Here is a 15,794-nt window from a genome sequence, read left to right as displayed (position 1 = left end):
AGAGCGGCAATGAACCATAATCAAGAAGCCCTGACCGCGCGTGCCGCGCCAATCCTGTTCGTGGTGCTCTGGAGCACCGGATTCATCGGCACCAAATACGTCATCAGCAACGCCGATCCCTTGACCTATCTCGCCATCCGCATGGCGATCGTGGTCGGCCTGATGGCGATCATCGCGGCAATTGCACGGCCGAAATGGCCAGATCGCATCGGCATCGCGCACAGCGCTGTCGCGGGCATTCTCGTCCACGGCTTCTATCTCGGCGGCACCGCGATTGCGATCGCGCACTCGATTCCGGCCGGGCTCTCCGCGCTGATTCCGGGCCTTCAGCCCATCCTGACCTCGACCATCGCCAATCGCTGGCTCGGCGAGAAGGTGACGCCGGTGCAATGGGCCGGCCTGCTGCTCGGCCTCGGCGGCGTGGTGATGATCCTGCACAACCGCCCGATGACCGGCGAGGCCGGGATTGGCTGGCTCGCCTCGGTGGTCTCGCTGATCAGCATTACGCTCGGCACGCTCTATCAACGGCGCTACTGCAACCACATCGACTGGCGCGCCGGCAATCTCGTGCAATATGTCGCCGTCACGATCTTCTTCGCGGCCGGCGCCTTCCTGTTCGAAGACCGTGTGGTGCACTGGACGCGGGAGTTCGTGCTGGGGCTGGCCTGGCTCGCTGTGGCGCTCTCGATCGGATCGATCGGGCTGCTGTACTGGCTGATCCGCCATGCCGCGGCGACGTCGGTCGCGAGCCTGTTCTATCTGGTGCCCGCGGTCACGGCGCTCATGGCCTACCTGCTGTTCGGAGAGAAGCTCGATGCGCTGGCGATCGCCGGCATGGCGATGTGCGCTGCCGCGGTGTTCGTGGTCAACCGGCGCGTCTAGATCGATAGGCCGAACCAGCGGAATACATCCCTGACGTGCGTGGCGCGTTCGTGCTAGGCTCGCCGCATTTCAGTTTCCCTTTCGGCACGGTGATTTCCATGAAGAAGGCCAAGAAGAGAGCCAGGCGGGCATTGCTCGGCAGGTCCATGAAGCCGGTCCGGATTGCCTGCGTCAACTACGCCGGGGAGGAGATCGACGACCGGACGATGGGCCAGCTTACCGCGGCGCTCCAGAAATGCTACGATGAGCACTTCCTGCCGGTGTGGGGCTATCCGGTCGATCTCTACGTCACCCGCAAGCCGAAGCCCACCGACTGGCAGCTCGTCTATTTCGACGAAGCCTCCCACAAGAACATGCTCGGACGCCACGAGCTGACGCATCGCGGCCAGCCGATCTCGAAGATCTTCGTCAAGGCGCTGGGTGGCGAGCCCGTCAGCTTGGCGGCCTCGCACGAGCTGTTCGAGATGGTGCTCGACCCCATGGCCAATCTCTGGGCCGACAAGAACCCGAATACGCAATATGCCTATGAGGTCTGCGACGCCGTGGAGGAGGACTCCTTTCACGTCGGCGGCTTCGAGATGTCGAACTTCGTCTATCCGTCCTGGTTCGAGCCGTTCAAGCATCCCCGCGGCACCAAATTCGACCACAAGGGAACGCTGAAGGCACCGTTCTCGATGACCGAGGGCGGCTACGTCATCAAGAAGGTCAACGGCCGGAAATTGATCAGGGCGTTTGGGTCACCCGAGAAGCGGCGGCGCTTCTCCAAGGAGGATCGGCGCGGCCATCGCAGCGAATTTCGCGATCCGCAAGGGGTCCATCATCCTGGTCGGCGTGCATCCAAACGGCGAGGGTAGGGTATGTTGGGGAGACATCTCCGGGCGCGCCCGCACCCGGAGACTTGCTCTCAAGCTGCGATCAGCGCTTGGCCTTTTTGGCCTTCTTCTTGGTGGTCTTCTTCGCAGCTTTCTTTGCAGTTTTCTTTGAAGTCTTCTTGGCTGCCTTTTTCACGCTCTTCTTGGCTGCCTTCGTCGCCGACTTCTTTGCGGCCTTCTTCTTGGAAGCCTTCTTTGCCTTCTTCGGCGCTACTTTCTTCGCGACCTTCTTGGCGGCTTTCTTCACCTTCTTCACGGCGGTGACTGCGGCTTCCTTGGTCGCTTCCACGGCGGTGGTCATCGTCTCCATCACCTGTTCGGTGATCGGCTTGTCGTCGTCCATATCGTCCCCCAATGTTTGAATAGAGCGATGACGATAGCGGGTTTCGAATTTGTGTCAAAGCAGTGCTCAACCTTTGCGGATCTTTGCGTAGGCGGCTAACGCGCGCTCGCGCCCTTTGGCATGATCGACGATCGGCTGCGGATAGGTCTTGCCGAGGGTGATTCCGGCACTCGCCAGCTCGATCGGCGTCGCCTGCCAAGGCTGGTGAATGAGCTTCGCCGGCAGGTCTTTCAGCTCCGGCACCCAACGCCGGACATAGGATCCGTCGGGGTCGAATTTCTCGCCCTGGAGCAGCGGATTGAACACGCGGAAGTAGGGCGCTGCGTCGGCACCGCAGCCGGCGACCCATTGCCAGTTGGCGGGATTGCTGCCGGCATCCGCATCGACCAGCGTGTCCCAGAACCAGGCTTCGCCGTCGCGCCAGTCGATCAGGAGATGCTTGACCAGGAAGGAGGCGACGACCATCCGGACCCGGTTGTGCATCACGCCGGTGTGCCACAGCTCGCGCAGGCCGGCATCGACGATCGGGTAACCGGTGTGACCGCGCTGCCAGGCGGTGAGCGCCGTCTTGTCAGGCCTCCAGGGGAAGTCATCGAAGCTGGCTTGCAGGTTTTCGGTGGCAAGGTTCGGGTGGTCGTGGAGGAGATGGCGGCAGAATTCCCGCCAGCCGAGCTCGCTCAGGAATTTTTCAATGCCGGGGCCGAGTGCCGGATCCTCGGCCGCAGCGAAGCGCGCAGCGTACCAGACCTGGCGCGGGCTGAGCTCGCCGAACCGCAGATGCGGCGACAGGTGAGAGGTGCCCTCCCGGTCCGGGCGGTCGCGGTCGCCGACATAGCCGCGCGCAGTGTGCTTGAGGAAGTCGCGCAGGTGCGCGCGGGCGGCGGCTTCACCCGGGGTCCAGCTCTCGCGCAGGCCGCCGGCCCAATCGGGCTTGGTCGGCTCGAGCTTCCATGCCTCAAGCGAATCACTGGCGACCTTCGGTCCGCGGCGCAGCTCCTTCGGAGCGGGCAGGGGTTTTGGCGGGTCGCCGAGCGCCAGAATGCGGCGCCAGAACGGCGTGAAGACGCGCAAGCCGCGGCCTTCCTTGTTGCGGATCGCGGAGGGCGGGGCGAGGAGGTCGCCGGGGAAGGTTTGCGAGTCCACGCCGAGCTTTGCGAGTGCTGCTTCGAGCTGTTTCTCGACGGCCTGATGCGGGACCTGAGCGACCGTATTCCAATAGACGGCGCCGGCGCCGCTTTCACCCGCCACGCTCGGTATCACCTTGGCCGCCGGTCCCTTGCGCAGGATCAGCGATCCGCCACGCGTTACGAGGTCGGCGCCAAGCGCCCGCAGCGACTGTGCCAGCCACCAGCGCGCCGCACCGCCCGGCGCACGCCCGGCCGCGTCATCCAGCACATAGAGGCAGATCATCGGCGCGCCGGACTTCGCGGCAGCGTGGAGGGCGGGGTGGTCGGACAGGCGGAGGTCATCGCGGAACCAGACGATGATCGGCTGCGGGCTTGGCATGTTTTCGGATGAGCCTGATTGAGCGGGTTATTGATATACGGGACTCGCGGGAAGAGTTTCATGCGTGCCGCGATCGAGGCTCTGCTGCCGGCTGAAACCGCCCACCCGTGACGCCGTATTTGATGGGATCCTTACGACTGTCCGCATGAGCTGCGGGCAGGGAGGCCGCCAGTGAACCGCATCGTCGTCCTGTATGTCGCAACCCTGATCGTGCTGGTGGGACTGGATTTCCTGTTCCTCGGCCTGGTCGCCAAGGGCTTTTTCACCGCTGAGGTCGGCGACATGCTGGGCGAGCTCAAACCGGTGCCAGCCGCGCTGTTCTACCTGCTCTATGTCGTAGGCGTGCTGATCTTCGTCAGCGGCGCGCCCGGCGCGACATGGCAGTCGACGCTGGCTTACGGCGCGCTGTTCGGGCTGTTCTGCTATGCGACGTTCGATCTCACCGCGCTGGCGCTGCTCAAGCACTGGAGCTGGCCGGTCGCGTTCGTCGACGTCGGCTGGGGCGCGGTGGTGACCGCGGTCTCATCGACCGCGGGTCTGTTGGTGGCGGACCGGTTGACGGCGTGAGTCGTCACTTTGGGCCGTTATTTCGGCTGCGGCACGATCCGGATGTAGGGCTTCGGTTCCTTCCAGCCCTGCGGGTAGATCGTCTTGGCCTCGTCGTTGGAGACCGAGCCCGCGATGATGACGTCCTCGCCCTGGGTCCAGTCGGCCGGCGTTGCGACGCGATGCTTGGCGGTGAGCTGAAGCGAGTCGATCACGCGCAGGATTTCCTGGAAGTTGCGGCCGGTAGTCATCGGATAGACCAGCACCAGCTTGATCTTCTTGTCCGGCCCGATGATGAAGACGTTGCGGACGGTCTGGTTGTCGGCAGGCGTCCGGGTGAGGGGATCGCCCGAGGTCGAGGCCGGCAGCATCTCGTAGAGCTTCGAGACGTTGAAATCGGTGTCGCCGATCAACGGATAGTTGGGGGCCACGCCTTGCGTCTCCTTGATGTCCTCGGCCCACTTGGCGTGGCGGTCGATCGGATCAACCGACAGGCCGATCAGCTTGACGCCGCGCTTGTCGAATTCCGGCTTCAGCCGGGCCAGCGCGCCGAGCTCGGTCGTACAAACCGGCGTGAAGTCCTTCGGGTGCGAGAACAGCAGCGCCCAGCTGTTGCCGATCCAGTCGTGGAACTTGATCCTCCCTTCAGTGGTCTCGGCTTCGAAGTCGGGGGCGGTGGTGCCGATCGGAAGTGTCATGGTTCTACCTCATCGCATTGAATTTGCTTGGGAATTCGTTTTTGGCCGTCGCAGCCATTATAGGGGCTCGGCGACCCCAAGTGAACGTCAAGTGAACCGCTTCAAGTAAAATGTGAATTCCTTCCTTGAAGGGCCGATTTTCTAGCACCTTTCTGTTACAGCGGCGCCTGCGGCGAAACATCTCCACCGGGGCCACACGGTCTCGATTGCCCCGATAAAGCCGTTTATGACCCGCATCACGCTCGCCCGACGTTTGATGGAACCAAAATGGTCCTGATAGCGACCAATTGGCAACCATCAAGAAAAGTCGCGATCCCCATATCGAATCATTAACTACCCCTTTACGCCCGCATGAAAATGCTGGTCGATCAGAAGAAATCTGGAAGTGAACTATGTCTGCCGCACTGCCGAAGTCAGTTGAGTCGCCGTCCCTCGAACCGTCCTGCTGCGATACCGCGGCGCATGCACTCTCCATCGTGCGCGACGGCGTGATCACGGGCGAAGGCCCGACCACCAAGGGCCGGGTGCACTTTTCCCGCTCCATCGATGCCGATGACACCGCCTGGTGCGCCCGCATCCTGACAGCCACAGCCGTCAACGACCAGCCGATCAGCCGCGGCGAGGCCGAAGCGCTGTTCGAGATCAACGAAGCCGCAACCGAGCGCACCGATGGTGGCCGGTTCGACGACCTCCTGGCCAAGGCCGTGGCTCACTACGCCGCGAGCGCCTCCGGCCTGAAGGTGCCGCCGCGCAGCGTCGCGCTGGCGCAGGACACCGACATCGAGAGCTGGGCGCCGTCCTATGCCTCGAAGGTCAACAGCGAGATGCTGGAGTGGATTGCCGGTCAGATGCGCGGCAAGCGCCAGAACAACCGCCGCCTGATGGCGATGGTGGCGACCTTCCTGGGCGCCACCGCGCTGCCTCTGGCGGGCCAATTGCCGAACGTGTTCGACATTGGAATGTAAAAGATCTGGGAATGTAAGGTTTAGAATTCCCGCGCCCCTTGCGAGGCGCGAGAGGAAGCGGCGGGGCTATTTCCCCGCCGTTTTTTGTTTGCCGGCGTCCGGCTCCAGGCCAAGCGTGCGGCCGGGGAAGCCAGCGGTATCGAAATAGCGCTGGCTGCCGACGCGCTGGACGTTGAGCACGGTCTGAAGGCCGTTCTCGGACATCTTCGACTTCTCGACGGCCTTGTAAGCCTTCGGTACGGTTCCGTTGGGCAGCGCCTCGGACATCACCCGGCCGACCAGGCCGCCGTTCTGCGAGCCGCGCAGGCCGAGCAGCTGGGCCGCGGTCATGCCGACGTCGGCATTGCTGACCGGCAGCTCGTTGACGAAGCCGGCTTTGAAGTCCGGCCCGATCGCAGCCATGAAGTTGAAAGTGTCGCCGCGGCTGAAGCTGCCATGCATGCCCTGGCCCTGGCGCAGCACGGTGTCGGCGACCTGCACCGAGCAGTTGGTCGGCGCCTCGCCGCATTCGCTGGCATAGGAGCGGAAGTTGACGACGATTGCCGGTGTCGGCGTCGCCGCCTTGCCGCGCAGATTGATGCTCGACAGCGGCAGGGTGCCGGGGAAACGGCCGAGCGAGTCGTCGACGAACATGCCGGAGACGTAGTCCTGCTCGAGCAGCGCCTTGACGGTTTTCGCCGCCAGCTTCTTGTCCCTGTTCGGGAGATAGATCAGGTCCGAGCCGCCATTGGTGGCGATGACGAGGTCAGGCTTGGTCGGATCCTTGCCGAGCACGCCGTTGCCCGCCTTGGGATGGGCGTTGCCGGTGACGGCGGCGTTCTTGTCGTTGGGGTCGAACAGCGGCAGGTCGAGCGCCTTGGCCAGATCGAGGGCGAGGAAGCCCATCGGCAAAAAGTCCTTCGGCGTGTCGTCATAGCTGACCTTGGCCGAGGGGCTGGTCTTGCTCTCCTTGGAGATGGTCGAGAAGCCGTGGTCGGCCTGGATCATGATGTTGGTGTTGGCGGCAAGCCCCAGCTCGTCCAGCGCCTTGCGGATCTGGGCGAGGTTGTTGTCGACATTCTTGATGCTCGCCATCGTGCTCGGACCGTTGATGCCCGGCATAATCTGGTTAAGGCTGTCGCCCTGGTTATGCTGGGTGCCGTCCGGGTCGCGCGACCAGAACACCAGCACGAACGGCTTGTTGCGCGCCTTGAACATCGGCAGCACCACCTTGGTGGCGACATCGGCGAAGTAGGCCTGCTGCACAATGTTGGCCGTGGTGGTGCCGGGCGTCTTGGCATCGCCCGCCTTGCCGTTGTCGCCACGGCTGGGGGTGGCCAGCGCCAGGCCCGCCTTGGTCAGCGCGTCCTTCATTTCGTCAGACAGCGCGACGCCAGCTTTGCCGCCGGTCGAGTCGTCGATCACGATCGAGTGCTGGCCCGGCTTCTCCGGATGATCGGTGTGGTCCCACTGGTAGGTGGGGCCGACCTTGCCGATCGCGGCCGTGCTCAGGCCCTTGTCGCGGGCCAGCTTCAGGACGGTCTCCTCGTTGAGGTAGTCGCCCTTGAAATGCTCGTCGATGTCACCGAGCACGGCGTCGTTCTCGATGAAGGGGACCACGGTGTCGCCGGCGGGGCCGGAGGTGTAGTTGGTCCAGATCGTGTTGGAGAACACGCCGGTGTCGCCGAGATAATGGCCGGTCGACATCGCCGAGCCATTGGCCATGGTGAAGGTCGGAAACAGCGAGTGCGAGTTCTTGAAGTTGACGCCCTTGTCGCGGACCTCGGCCATTGCCGGCGCCGTTTCGGGCGTGACCTTCAGCGCGCGCAGCCCGTCCGGGATGAACAGGATCAGGTTGCGGGGGGTGTTGTTCTGGGCGGAGGCAAGTCCGTTGCAAAGTCCAGTGGACAAGACCGTCAGTCCTGCGGACAGCAACACCAGTGAGCGGCGCATCAAATCTCTCCCTGCCTGCGATGAGGCGGCTTGGCGGCCGACCGCGGCCGCCGCCTTCGTTTAGTTTTGCTGCATGAAAGTTTTGTTACAAGAGCGGCCGGCTATGCAAGAGGCGCAGTGAGGGTGACCTTGTTGCCACGGTTTTCCTTGCGCCGGCGGCGAAACGATCCAGATCCCATCCGCAGAGGCGGTCCGCGCGGCTTCTTGGTTGAAGTGAGTCGTCGAAACAAAATTTTTGAATTCTAATTGTCAAAAACTATTCGGCAGTCGGGCCTTCGCCCCCGGGTGCAAGGCGGCGGGTTGGCCGTCATTCGGGCGCGGTCTGCACCCGTGGATTTTGTGCAAGCGCCTGAGCGGGCTTCGCCGTCGCGGGATAGCTTTTGGCATTGGCAAGGTCGCGGCGTAGCGATGGCGGCGCAGCCTGGAGCGCGAAGATGATCGCGATCTGGGTTCGGTTATGGAGACGGTATTTGCGCATGATGTTGCCGATATGCGCCCGCACCGTGTTCTCCGAGATCTTGAGCTCGAAGGCGATGTTCTTGTTCTGCAATCCGCGCGCGATGAGCATCATCAGCTCGCGCTCACGCGGCGTCGGTGTGATCAAATCTTTCGGATCCGGGCTCATGACTTGTTCCTCCCTGGCCTTTGGTTTGATGTTGTGGCCACCCCAGCATGTTCTCACTCCGTCTTGAGCGCCTCGATTGGACTGAGCTTGGACGCCTTGTGTGCAGGATAAAAACCAAAGATGAGGCCGGTCGCGATTGAAAAGGCGAGGGCCAGTGCAATTGCTTCGCCATCGATCGACGTGATCCACCCGGCCATGCGCGCGACCGTCATCGACAGCGTGACGCCGCCGAGGACGCCGATGGCGCCGCCGAGCAGGCAGAGCACGAGCGCTTCGCAGAGAAACTGGAGACGAATGTCCCGCATCCGTCCGCCGAGCGCCCGGCGGATGCCGATTTCCCGGGTACGCTCGGTCACCGACACCATCATGACGTTCATGATGCTGATGCCGCCGACGAGCAGCGAGACCGAGGCGATGGCGACGAGCAGAAGCGCCACGGTGCGGATCGCACCCTGCTGCGCCTCCATGGCGGCGGCCGGATCCTGGACCTTGAAGTCGTCTTCCTGGCCGGCAAGGACCCGGTGGCGCTGCCGCAGCAGGCTTTCGATTTCCGATCGCGCGCCCGCCATCTTACCGTCGGCGGCCACCTTGGCGATGATATAGGCGACTGAGTCACGGTTGATGTTGCTGGCACTGCCGAGGAAGCGGAGCTTGGCCGTGGTGAGGGGGACAAAGGCGACATCATCCTGTGCGGGACCCTTGCGATCGAGCACGCCGACCACTTCGAGCGGGACCTTCATGATCCTGATCTGCGCGCCAATGGGATCATCGCCTGGCGCGAACAGTTCGCTGGCGACCGTGCTTCCGAGGATCACGACTTTTCCGGCGGCGGCTTCTTCGGCGCTGGAAAAGTAGCGTCCCGACGCGAGCTGCCAGTCGCGCACCATGAAATGCCCGGTCGTGGTGCCATTGATCGTCGTGTTCCAGTTCTTGCTCTCATGGATCACCTGCGCCGTTCCGGCGATGGAGCCGGCCGCGGCCTGGATTTCCGGAATCTGCTCGAGGATGGCCTGGACGTCGCTTTCGGTCATCGTCAGCTTGCTGCCGTCCTTGAGGCGTACGCCGCCCTGGTAGACTGCGCCCGGCGTGATCATCAGCACATTGGCGCCGATCGAGCGGATCTGCTCCTGGAGCCGCAACTGCGCGCCGGCGCCGATCGCGAAAACCGTCACGATCGATGCAACGCCGATCACGATGCCGAGCATGGTGAGGAAGCTGCGCAGCGGGTTGAGGCGCAAGGCGTGTAGAGCGATCTGAAAGCCCTGGAGCATCGTCATGACGCAACGCTCCGTTTCGGCAGCAACGGGATCTGCGTTTCGTCGCCGACGAGCTCGCCGTCATGCAGGCGGATGGTGCGCCGGCACTGGGTCGCGATGCCGGGATCGTGCGTGATCATCACGATGGTCTGGCCGGTCTGGTTGAGTGCCGCGAACAGCGCCAGGATCTCGGCGCCGGTGCGGCTGTCGAGTGCGCCGGTCGGCTCGTCCGCGAGCACGATCAGCGGGGAGGCGATCAGCGCGCGCGCGATCGCGACGCGCTGCTGCTCGCCGCCCGACAGCTGTCGCGGAAAGTGATGTGCCCGGTGCAGCATGCCGACGGCTTCCAGGCTCCGCTCGGCGCGCGCGAGGCGCTCCTTGTGGCCGACGCCGCCATAGACCAGCGGCAGGGCAACGTTCTCGATCGCATTGTGGCGCGCGAGCAGATTGTAGGATTGGAACACGAAACCGATGCTGCGGGCGCGCAAGGTCGACCTGCGGTCTTCGGAGAGGTCGGCGACATTGGCGCCCTCGAGATAGATCGCGCCCTCGCTCGGGAGGTCGAGCAACCCGATCATGTTCATCAGCGTGGACTTGCCGGAACCGGACGGTCCCATGACGGCCAGGATCTCGCCCTGATCGATGTCGAAGCTGACATTGCGCACCGCCGTGACCGCGATCCCGTCCGTGCGGTAGGTCCTGCCGACCGATCGGAGGCTGATGAGGGGCAGGGTGGCTGTCATGATCCGAACCTGATGCCGAGAAATTCCATGCCGGCCGGCCGGATCGCCTGTCCGACGGCGACCTGGCTGCCTTCGACGAGCTCTCCGCTCTTGAGCGCGACCTGTTCGGTGCCCGCCGCGCCGACGGTCACGGCGATACGCTGGAGCGCGCCACTGACGGTACGTACCCAGACGCCGCTGCGACCGGGGGCCGTGTCTGCCCGCGCGCCCGAGGGCTGGAAGCGCAGGGCGGCCAGCGGCACTTTCAGCACGTTGTCCTGCTGCTCGATCACGATCTTCACGAGCGCGGTCATTCCGGGGAGCAGCGCGCCGTCGAGGTTGGTGGTCGACAGCACGACGGTGTAGGTGACTACGTGCTGCTGGTTCTGCGGCGCCTTGCGCACCTGCCGCACCGCCGCCTCGAAGCGGCGGTCAGGATAGGCATCCACCGTAAAGTGAGCCCGCTGGCCGGCAGCGATGCGCCCGATATCCGCTTCGTCGACCTGTGCGTGGATTTCCATGTCCTCCAGGCGGTGGGCGACCACGAAGGTGGTGCGCGACTCCAGGCCAACCGCCAGCGTCTGGCCTTCATTGACGAACCTGCCGACCACGACGCCGTCGATCGGCGAGCGGATCACCGTGCGGTCGAGATCGGCCTGGGCCGCCGCAAGGACGGCGGCCTTCTCCGGCACCGCCATTCGGGCCTGGTCCAGCTCGGCCTCGATCCGGCGGACGTCGGCCTGCGCGCCGTCGACGGCGTAGATATTCAGAGACATGAGGACCTCGGCCTCGCGCTCCTGGGCCACGCGTGCGGTGAACTCCATCTGCGCGTCGTCGACCGTTGAGGTTGCCACGACATTTTGCGACTGGAGCGCCAGCTTGCGTTGCAAGGTCTTCTGCGCCGAGGCCTTGACCGCCTGGGCGCTGTCGAGCTTGGCGGCGAGCACGTCCCTACTGCCCTTGGCGTTTTGCAGATCGATCCTGGCGCGATCGAGCTTGGCTCGCTCGATGTCCACGAAGGAGTCGGCGACCGCCAGCGCCGCCTTGGCTTCGTCGACCTTGGCGGCGAAGCTGCGGGGATCGATCAAGGCAAGCGGCTGGTCCTTGCTGACGGTGTCGTTGAAGTCGACATAGACGCGGGCGAGCTGCCCGGACAGTTGCGAGCCGACCTCGATCGTCTTGACGGGTTGCAGGGCGCCCGTGACGGTGACAGTCTGCTCGATGCTGCCGCGCTGAATTGCAGCGTAGCGGAACAATGGCGCATCCGACCCGAAGGTCGGGGTTTCGCCGCCGGCGGGCTTGAGGAACTGCCTCGTCGACTCATAGGCACGGCTCGCGCCGTCTGCGGCGCTCCCGGCTGCTCCCGCGATGACGTCCGGTGCCGCGCCGTAGACTGTGGCGAGGCCGCATGCAGTTCCAAACAGCACAATGACTGGCACAAATCGCATATCAAAAGCCGCCTTCTTGAAATGACTATGTTGGCGGAAATGCCGAATAACGCGCTATGGTTGTATTTCGTCCAGGGTAATGCCTGCTATCTCGACGATATGTCGCCGTTGATAGGGCGACGGACGGGTGCGCTCCATGATCCAGAAGTAAGGTCTGTGGGGTGCGACTTTTCGTGATTTGCGCGGAACGCATACGGGGCGTATCGAAAAGATGCGCGCGGTATCGAACTCGACAAGCTGGCTGAACGTCCAGTCTGGTTTTGCCCGACCGGCGTTCAAGTCGGCACATGAGTAGCGACGCCATGACGCAGCTGGCGATATCTCGGCCGCGACGCCTGATTGCCGCATTCCCGACACGGCGCTTCGCCGTGACGCCGCAGATGGCGACGTCAACTCCCCGAGATCACGAAGTCCGATATGTGAACGCCTTCACTCGTCTTCAGCGCGCGGAGGCCGTAAGACCACGCATCGGTCGACCGACGCGACTCATCCGCTTCTCGCCGATGCATTCAAGCACCTTGTTATCGCTTGCAAGAACAATGGATGGCTCGTTGCTGGATCATCGAGCGCCAAGTCCGGGAGCGTATTGCAATGAGTTCAAATCAAGCCACAGTTTATGTTGTTGATGACGAAGTGCAGATACGAAATGCGATTGGCAGCCTCTGCGAGGAGACTGGGCATCAGGTGAGGTTGTTTGCCTCGACGGACGAGTTCCTTACCGAGAGTCTTTCCGATGGGCCGTCATGCCTCGTGCTCGACGTCCGCTTTCCCGGCACGTCGCCGACCGGGCTGGAGCTTCAACGCAGGCTCGCTGAATCGGGCGTACCCATACCGATCGTTTTCATCAGCGGTCATTCAGACGTCCGTGTCTCCGTCGAAGCCATGAAGCGCGGCGCGGTCGAGTTTCTGCCAAAGCCTTTCCGCGAACAGGAGATACTCGATGCGATCAGACACGGCATCGACCGCGATCGCAGGCGGATGGAGCGCGAGGACACAGTGCGCGGGGCACGTCAGCGCGTCGAGACGCTGACGGTACGGGAGCGAGAGATCATGCTGCTGATGGCCGAAGGGCTGGTCGCCAAGCAGATCGCAGCAAAGCTCCAGCTCAGCGAAGTGACGGTCAAGGTGCATCGCGCCAGGATGATGCGAAAGCTCGAGCTACGCTCGCCGATCGAAGTGGCGAGATTGATCGACAGTATGGCGCAGGAGACGGCGCGGAGTGCTGCGGGACAGTCGCAAGCCTAGGCTGCGAGCGGCGAGATGCCGCACAACGTCTAGTCCGTACCGATTAGCATGAACTGCAGTCTGTCGCACGGAGAACGATCGGTTCAGAGTGATCCCACGATGTCGACCTCCTCCAAGACCGGCATCTGAAACCAGCCAGACAACTAGGCCAGAAAGGGATACTCCATGCGCAAATTGTTTTTTGCTTCCGTTGCCGTGCTCGCTCTGTCTTCCGCGGCGCAGGCCGCCAACACCTCGACCACGGTGCAGCTCGGCGTCATCAACTCCTCGAGCACCACGCAGAACGGGCTCACCAATGACAGCTCGTCGACCACGCAGGTCGGCCTCCTGAACGGTCAGACCACTCTGCAAGGCGTAAGCTCGGCCTCGCTCAACAACGCCAGCACCGTGAACCAGGCCGGCATCCAGAACTCGTCCAGCACCGGCCAGGTGGCCTTCGGCAACAACGGCAGCTCCGTCACCCAGAATTCGTTCGGGCCGCCGGCGCTCCAGAACAACGCCGCCGGCATCGCTCAGATCAGCGTGTTCGGCGTCAACACCAGCGGCGTCTCGCAGACGGCGCACTGAACCAGCCCCGTGTGGCCGGACGCGTCACGACTCGGCGCGTCCGGGCCATTCTCGAAAGAACCGCAATCGGGGCCCGTCGACCAAATGAGGGGTCGTTCGCCGGCTTCCGCGGAGGAAATGACATGCGAACCAAATTTCTCGTCGCGACAACCGTCGCATTCAGCCTGCTGACCGCTCTCGATGCCCAGGCCGGCAACTCGGCCAGCGTGTTGCAATTCGGCGTAACCAACAACTCCTTCATCTCCCAGAGCGGCGGCACCAGCAACAGCGCCACGACCATGCAGTTCGGTGCAACCAACACCGCGACGACGCTCCAGATGGGCTCGCTCATCACCGTCAACACCTCGGTGATCGGGCAGGGCGGCACCACCGCGACCGCGACTAACACGGCGCTGGCGGGGCAGGCCGGCGGCTCGAATTCGAGCCTGATCGGACAGATCGGCGCGAACAACGCGGCCGGCGTAGCCCAGCTCGGAATCCTGAACGGCTCGACGATTCTCCAGCAAGCTCCGTAATCGCGGTGAGGCATGTCATGAAATGTATTCCAGGCGTCGCTTGTGTCGCGCTTCTCGCGCTCGTTTGCGCTGCCGGACCGGCCGGCGCGCAGGGCATGGACATGAAGACCATCGTGTCCATCGGCGGGCCGCCCGTCGTGCTGAACCAGAACAGCCAGCTCAACGCGGCAGGCGTGTTCATGATCGGCGGCAGCACCAGTGCGACCGTCGTCCAGAACGGCACCAACAACGCCACCGGCATCCTGCAATTCGGCGGAACGAATTCGGCGTCGGTCGGGCAGGTCGGTGTGAACAATTTTGCCTTCGTCGGCCAAACTGGCCAGTCGGCGACGAGCATGGTGTCTCAGCTCGGCACCATGAATACGGGGGCGATCGCGCAATTCGGCGCGGTCAACTCATCGACGGTGATCCAGACCAGTCCGTAAGACGCGCGCGGCCAGGCCGTCGTCGGAAATGTGAAGTGTTGATGGGGGAGGCCATGAGATACGGTAGAGAGCTCTTGGCATTGGCGGCGCTGTCCGCAGCGATCAGCGTTGCGTCCGAGGCATCGGCAGGATCCAGGCCATCGCCATCCATGGGCGGGTTCGCGCAGCCTTTCGGGACCAACAGGAACGTGAGCATCGAAACGGTCGTGGAGTTCGGTAATAACCCGCAGCCGGTCACGATCGTGGAGAACAGTCGTATCAATATCGCCCGGGTGATCGAGATCGGAACTGGCACCGTGGATGCGACGATTGTCCAGAACGGGACACGTAACTATGTCGACATCATCCAGGTCGGCAACACCACCAATGCGCTGATTGGCCAGTCGGGCGTGAGCAACATCGCCGATATCACCCAGGTCGGCAACTCGACCAATGCGTTACTGCTCCAGGTCGGTGACATGAATACGGGGTCCGTCAGGCAGTTTGGACGTTTCAACTGGCTGGCCATATTCCAGTTCGCACGCTGATCGAGACGAAGAGGTATGACATGAAATTCCTCCTGCTCGCTTCCGGAATGAGCCTCATGACCGCAATTGCGGTGGCACCGGCCGGGGCCGGCGAGACCGGCGACGGCCATACCACCGTGATCCAGGACGAAAACGGAACAGCAATCATCAAGCAGAGCGGCGATCCGGCGCAGGCCGAGGTTAAGGTCGACAAGGAGCCGGGCCGCACCACGGTCTATCGCCGCAGTGGCGGAAACACCGCGATCGTGTCGCAGGGCACGGGAAACGCTCAGGACATGCTGGATTGGCTGCGCAAGCAGCAGGGTCGCTGACGCGCGAAGGCCCACCGTCCGCGAGGACGATGGACCTCCGATCGAGCCGGGCTTACCAGTTCCGGTAGCTGCCGGTTAGTGTGCCGTTGTTGTTGCCGTCAGGGCCGACGTCACCCTGCGTCGAGCTCGGCGTCGGATGATTGGTGCCGTTGAGCGCGCCATACGGTCCCGCCGTGCCGGGATAGTACATCGCCCGGGGCTGAACCGGTTGATATGCCGGCGCGGTCCGTTGCCACCCGACAGGATTGCCGAACCGATCGTAGGTTTGCGCCGATGCGGCGGCCGTACCCGCGACGAGCGTTGCGGCGATCAGGAACGAGAGTTTCATTTGACGTTGCATCGAGATGCTCCTTTTCTTGTTGTCGGAGCCAACGACCGCAATGTGGCGACGTTCCCCATTGCACGATCA

Annotated in this window: 19 protein-coding genes; 10 read left to right on the top strand and 9 right to left on the bottom strand. The window is 63.4% G+C overall.

From position 1 onward, the window contains the following. The first annotated feature begins 9 nt into the window (after positions 1 to 9). Positions 10 to 882: a DMT family transporter gene (locus UP06_RS34475; protein ID WP_045008147.1), complete on the top strand. Its 873-nt coding sequence runs from the start codon at positions 10 to 12 to the stop codon at positions 880 to 882. Between the two features lie 98 nt (positions 883 to 980). After that, a complete protein-coding gene (locus tag UP06_RS34470; RefSeq protein ID WP_045008777.1) occupies positions 981 to 1,736 on the top strand; it encodes a hypothetical protein in 756 nt (251 codons plus the stop codon). A 61-nt stretch (positions 1,737 to 1,797) separates the two neighbouring features. Here UP06_RS34470 and UP06_RS34465 read toward each other — a convergent pair whose 3' ends face one another. Both UP06_RS34465 and UP06_RS34460 read right to left on the bottom strand, forming a co-directional pair. After that, the gene (locus tag UP06_RS34465; RefSeq protein ID WP_045008146.1) at positions 1,798 to 2,097 is read right to left on the bottom strand and encodes a hypothetical protein; all 300 of its coding nucleotides are present in this window, start codon (positions 2,095 to 2,097) and stop codon (positions 1,798 to 1,800) included. Positions 2,098 to 2,163: 66 nt separating this feature from the next. After that, positions 2,164 to 3,603, bottom strand: coding sequence for a cryptochrome/photolyase family protein (locus tag UP06_RS34460; protein WP_082081824.1), 1,440 nt, complete (start codon positions 3,601 to 3,603; stop codon positions 2,164 to 2,166). A gap of 171 nt (positions 3,604 to 3,774) precedes the next feature. On the opposite strand from UP06_RS34460, the gene UP06_RS34455 reads away from it, so the two are divergent. Then, entirely contained in the window at positions 3,775 to 4,170 is a 396-nt protein-coding gene (locus UP06_RS34455; protein WP_045008145.1) for a DUF2177 family protein, read from the top strand. Between the two features lie 17 nt (positions 4,171 to 4,187). Here the strand turns inward: UP06_RS34455 and UP06_RS34450 are convergent, their stop codons facing one another. Next, a complete protein-coding gene (locus UP06_RS34450; protein WP_045008144.1) occupies positions 4,188 to 4,847 on the bottom strand; it encodes a peroxiredoxin in 660 nt (219 codons plus the stop codon). Between the two features lie 392 nt (positions 4,848 to 5,239). Here UP06_RS34450 and UP06_RS34445 point away from each other — a divergent pair, with 392 nt between their 5' ends. Next, positions 5,240 to 5,812, top strand: coding sequence for a hypothetical protein (locus UP06_RS34445; RefSeq protein WP_045008143.1), 573 nt, complete (start codon positions 5,240 to 5,242; stop codon positions 5,810 to 5,812). A 66-nt stretch (positions 5,813 to 5,878) separates the two neighbouring features. On the opposite strand, the gene UP06_RS34440 is transcribed toward UP06_RS34445, so the two are convergent. From UP06_RS34440 to UP06_RS34420, 5 genes are all read right to left on the bottom strand, one after another. Next, the gene (locus UP06_RS34440) at positions 5,879 to 7,744 is read right to left on the bottom strand and encodes an alkaline phosphatase family protein (RefSeq protein WP_045008142.1); all 1,866 of its coding nucleotides are present in this window, start codon (positions 7,742 to 7,744) and stop codon (positions 5,879 to 5,881) included. 307 nt (positions 7,745 to 8,051) lie between these two features. Beyond that, a complete protein-coding gene (locus tag UP06_RS34435; protein WP_045008141.1) occupies positions 8,052 to 8,369 on the bottom strand; it encodes a response regulator transcription factor in 318 nt (105 codons plus the stop codon). 53 nt (positions 8,370 to 8,422) lie between these two features. Then, positions 8,423 to 9,646, bottom strand: coding sequence for an ABC transporter permease (locus UP06_RS34430; RefSeq protein WP_045008140.1), 1,224 nt, complete (start codon positions 9,644 to 9,646; stop codon positions 8,423 to 8,425). After that, complete coding sequence (locus UP06_RS34425) at positions 9,643 to 10,368, bottom strand: ABC transporter ATP-binding protein (protein ID WP_045008139.1); 726 nt, start codon at positions 10,366 to 10,368, stop codon at positions 9,643 to 9,645. Before UP06_RS34425 ends, UP06_RS34430 begins: the two co-directional genes overlap by 4 nt. Then, positions 10,365 to 11,795 carry an efflux RND transporter periplasmic adaptor subunit gene (locus UP06_RS34420; protein ID WP_045008138.1) on the bottom strand — a complete coding sequence of 477 codons (1,431 nt, stop codon included), beginning with the start codon at positions 11,793 to 11,795 and terminating at the stop codon, positions 10,365 to 10,367. The genes UP06_RS34425 and UP06_RS34420 overlap by 4 nt, the downstream gene beginning before the upstream one ends. 591 nt (positions 11,796 to 12,386) lie before the next feature. Between UP06_RS34420 and UP06_RS34415 the strand changes: the two genes are divergently transcribed. The 6 genes from UP06_RS34415 to UP06_RS34390 all read left to right on the top strand — a co-directional run bounded on the left by UP06_RS34415 (position 12,387) and on the right by UP06_RS34390 (position 15,385). Next, a complete protein-coding gene (locus tag UP06_RS34415) occupies positions 12,387 to 13,040 on the top strand; it encodes a response regulator transcription factor (protein ID WP_045008775.1) in 654 nt (217 codons plus the stop codon). A gap of 165 nt (positions 13,041 to 13,205) precedes the next feature. Beyond that, the gene (locus tag UP06_RS34410) at positions 13,206 to 13,607 is read left to right on the top strand and encodes a hypothetical protein (protein WP_045008137.1); all 402 of its coding nucleotides are present in this window, start codon (positions 13,206 to 13,208) and stop codon (positions 13,605 to 13,607) included. Positions 13,608 to 13,729: 122 nt separating this feature from the next. Continuing rightward, positions 13,730 to 14,122, top strand: a complete 393-nt coding sequence (locus UP06_RS34405) for a curlin (RefSeq protein WP_045008136.1) — start codon at positions 13,730 to 13,732, stop codon at positions 14,120 to 14,122. A gap of 17 nt (positions 14,123 to 14,139) precedes the next feature. Beyond that, complete coding sequence (locus UP06_RS34400; protein ID WP_045008135.1) at positions 14,140 to 14,547, top strand: curlin; 408 nt, start codon at positions 14,140 to 14,142, stop codon at positions 14,545 to 14,547. Positions 14,548 to 14,627: 80 nt separating this feature from the next. Then, the gene (locus tag UP06_RS34395) at positions 14,628 to 15,074 is read left to right on the top strand and encodes a curlin repeat-containing protein (protein ID WP_283806049.1); all 447 of its coding nucleotides are present in this window, start codon (positions 14,628 to 14,630) and stop codon (positions 15,072 to 15,074) included. Positions 15,075 to 15,094: 20 nt separating this feature from the next. Next, positions 15,095 to 15,385, top strand: a complete 291-nt coding sequence (locus UP06_RS34390) for a hypothetical protein (protein WP_045008134.1) — start codon at positions 15,095 to 15,097, stop codon at positions 15,383 to 15,385. A 52-nt stretch (positions 15,386 to 15,437) separates the two neighbouring features. On the opposite strand, the gene UP06_RS34385 is transcribed toward UP06_RS34390, so the two are convergent. Continuing rightward, the gene (locus tag UP06_RS34385) at positions 15,438 to 15,725 is read right to left on the bottom strand and encodes a hypothetical protein (RefSeq protein WP_045008133.1); all 288 of its coding nucleotides are present in this window, start codon (positions 15,723 to 15,725) and stop codon (positions 15,438 to 15,440) included. Positions 15,726 to 15,794 lie beyond the last annotated feature (69 nt).

The organism is Bradyrhizobium sp. LTSP857 (assembly GCF_000938285.1).
Taxonomy (GTDB): Bacteria; Pseudomonadota; Alphaproteobacteria; order Rhizobiales; family Xanthobacteraceae; genus Bradyrhizobium.
Note: the sequence above shows the minus strand (reverse complement) of the source record. Positions and strands in the feature narration are given on the sequence as shown.

What these genes read in the sequence shown, in the direction of transcription:
- UP06_RS34390 (WP_045008134.1), top strand. Translation starts at nt 15,095, where the DNA reads ATGAAATTCCTCCTGCTCGCTTCCGGAATGAGCCTCATGACCGCAATT.
- UP06_RS34445 (WP_045008143.1), top strand. Translation starts at nt 5,240, where the DNA reads ATGTCTGCCGCACTGCCGAAGTCAGTTGAGTCGCCGTCCCTCGAACCG.
- UP06_RS34405 (WP_045008136.1), top strand. Translation starts at nt 13,730, where the DNA reads ATGCGAACCAAATTTCTCGTCGCGACAACCGTCGCATTCAGCCTGCTG.
- UP06_RS34475 (WP_045008147.1), top strand. Translation starts at nt 10, where the DNA reads ATGAACCATAATCAAGAAGCCCTGACCGCGCGTGCCGCGCCAATCCTG.
- UP06_RS34440 (WP_045008142.1), bottom strand. Translation starts at nt 7,744, where the DNA reads ATGCGCCGCTCACTGGTGTTGCTGTCCGCAGGACTGACGGTCTTGTCC.
- UP06_RS34385 (WP_045008133.1), bottom strand. Translation starts at nt 15,725, where the DNA reads ATGCAACGTCAAATGAAACTCTCGTTCCTGATCGCCGCAACGCTCGTC.
- UP06_RS34465 (WP_045008146.1), bottom strand. Translation starts at nt 2,097, where the DNA reads ATGGACGACGACAAGCCGATCACCGAACAGGTGATGGAGACGATGACC.
- UP06_RS34450 (WP_045008144.1), bottom strand. Translation starts at nt 4,847, where the DNA reads ATGACACTTCCGATCGGCACCACCGCCCCCGACTTCGAAGCCGAGACC.
- UP06_RS34435 (WP_045008141.1), bottom strand. Translation starts at nt 8,369, where the DNA reads ATGAGCCCGGATCCGAAAGATTTGATCACACCGACGCCGCGTGAGCGC.
- UP06_RS34400 (WP_045008135.1), top strand. Translation starts at nt 14,140, where the DNA reads ATGAAATGTATTCCAGGCGTCGCTTGTGTCGCGCTTCTCGCGCTCGTT.
- UP06_RS34460 (WP_082081824.1), bottom strand. Translation starts at nt 3,603, where the DNA reads ATGCCAAGCCCGCAGCCGATCATCGTCTGGTTCCGCGATGACCTCCGC.
- UP06_RS34410 (WP_045008137.1), top strand. Translation starts at nt 13,206, where the DNA reads ATGCGCAAATTGTTTTTTGCTTCCGTTGCCGTGCTCGCTCTGTCTTCC.
- UP06_RS34425 (WP_045008139.1), bottom strand. Translation starts at nt 10,368, where the DNA reads ATGACAGCCACCCTGCCCCTCATCAGCCTCCGATCGGTCGGCAGGACC.
- UP06_RS34415 (WP_045008775.1), top strand. Translation starts at nt 12,387, where the DNA reads ATGAGTTCAAATCAAGCCACAGTTTATGTTGTTGATGACGAAGTGCAG.
- UP06_RS34430 (WP_045008140.1), bottom strand. Translation starts at nt 9,646, where the DNA reads ATGACGATGCTCCAGGGCTTTCAGATCGCTCTACACGCCTTGCGCCTC.
- UP06_RS34470 (WP_045008777.1), top strand. Translation starts at nt 981, where the DNA reads ATGAAGAAGGCCAAGAAGAGAGCCAGGCGGGCATTGCTCGGCAGGTCC.
- UP06_RS34420 (WP_045008138.1), bottom strand. Translation starts at nt 11,795, where the DNA reads ATGCGATTTGTGCCAGTCATTGTGCTGTTTGGAACTGCATGCGGCCTC.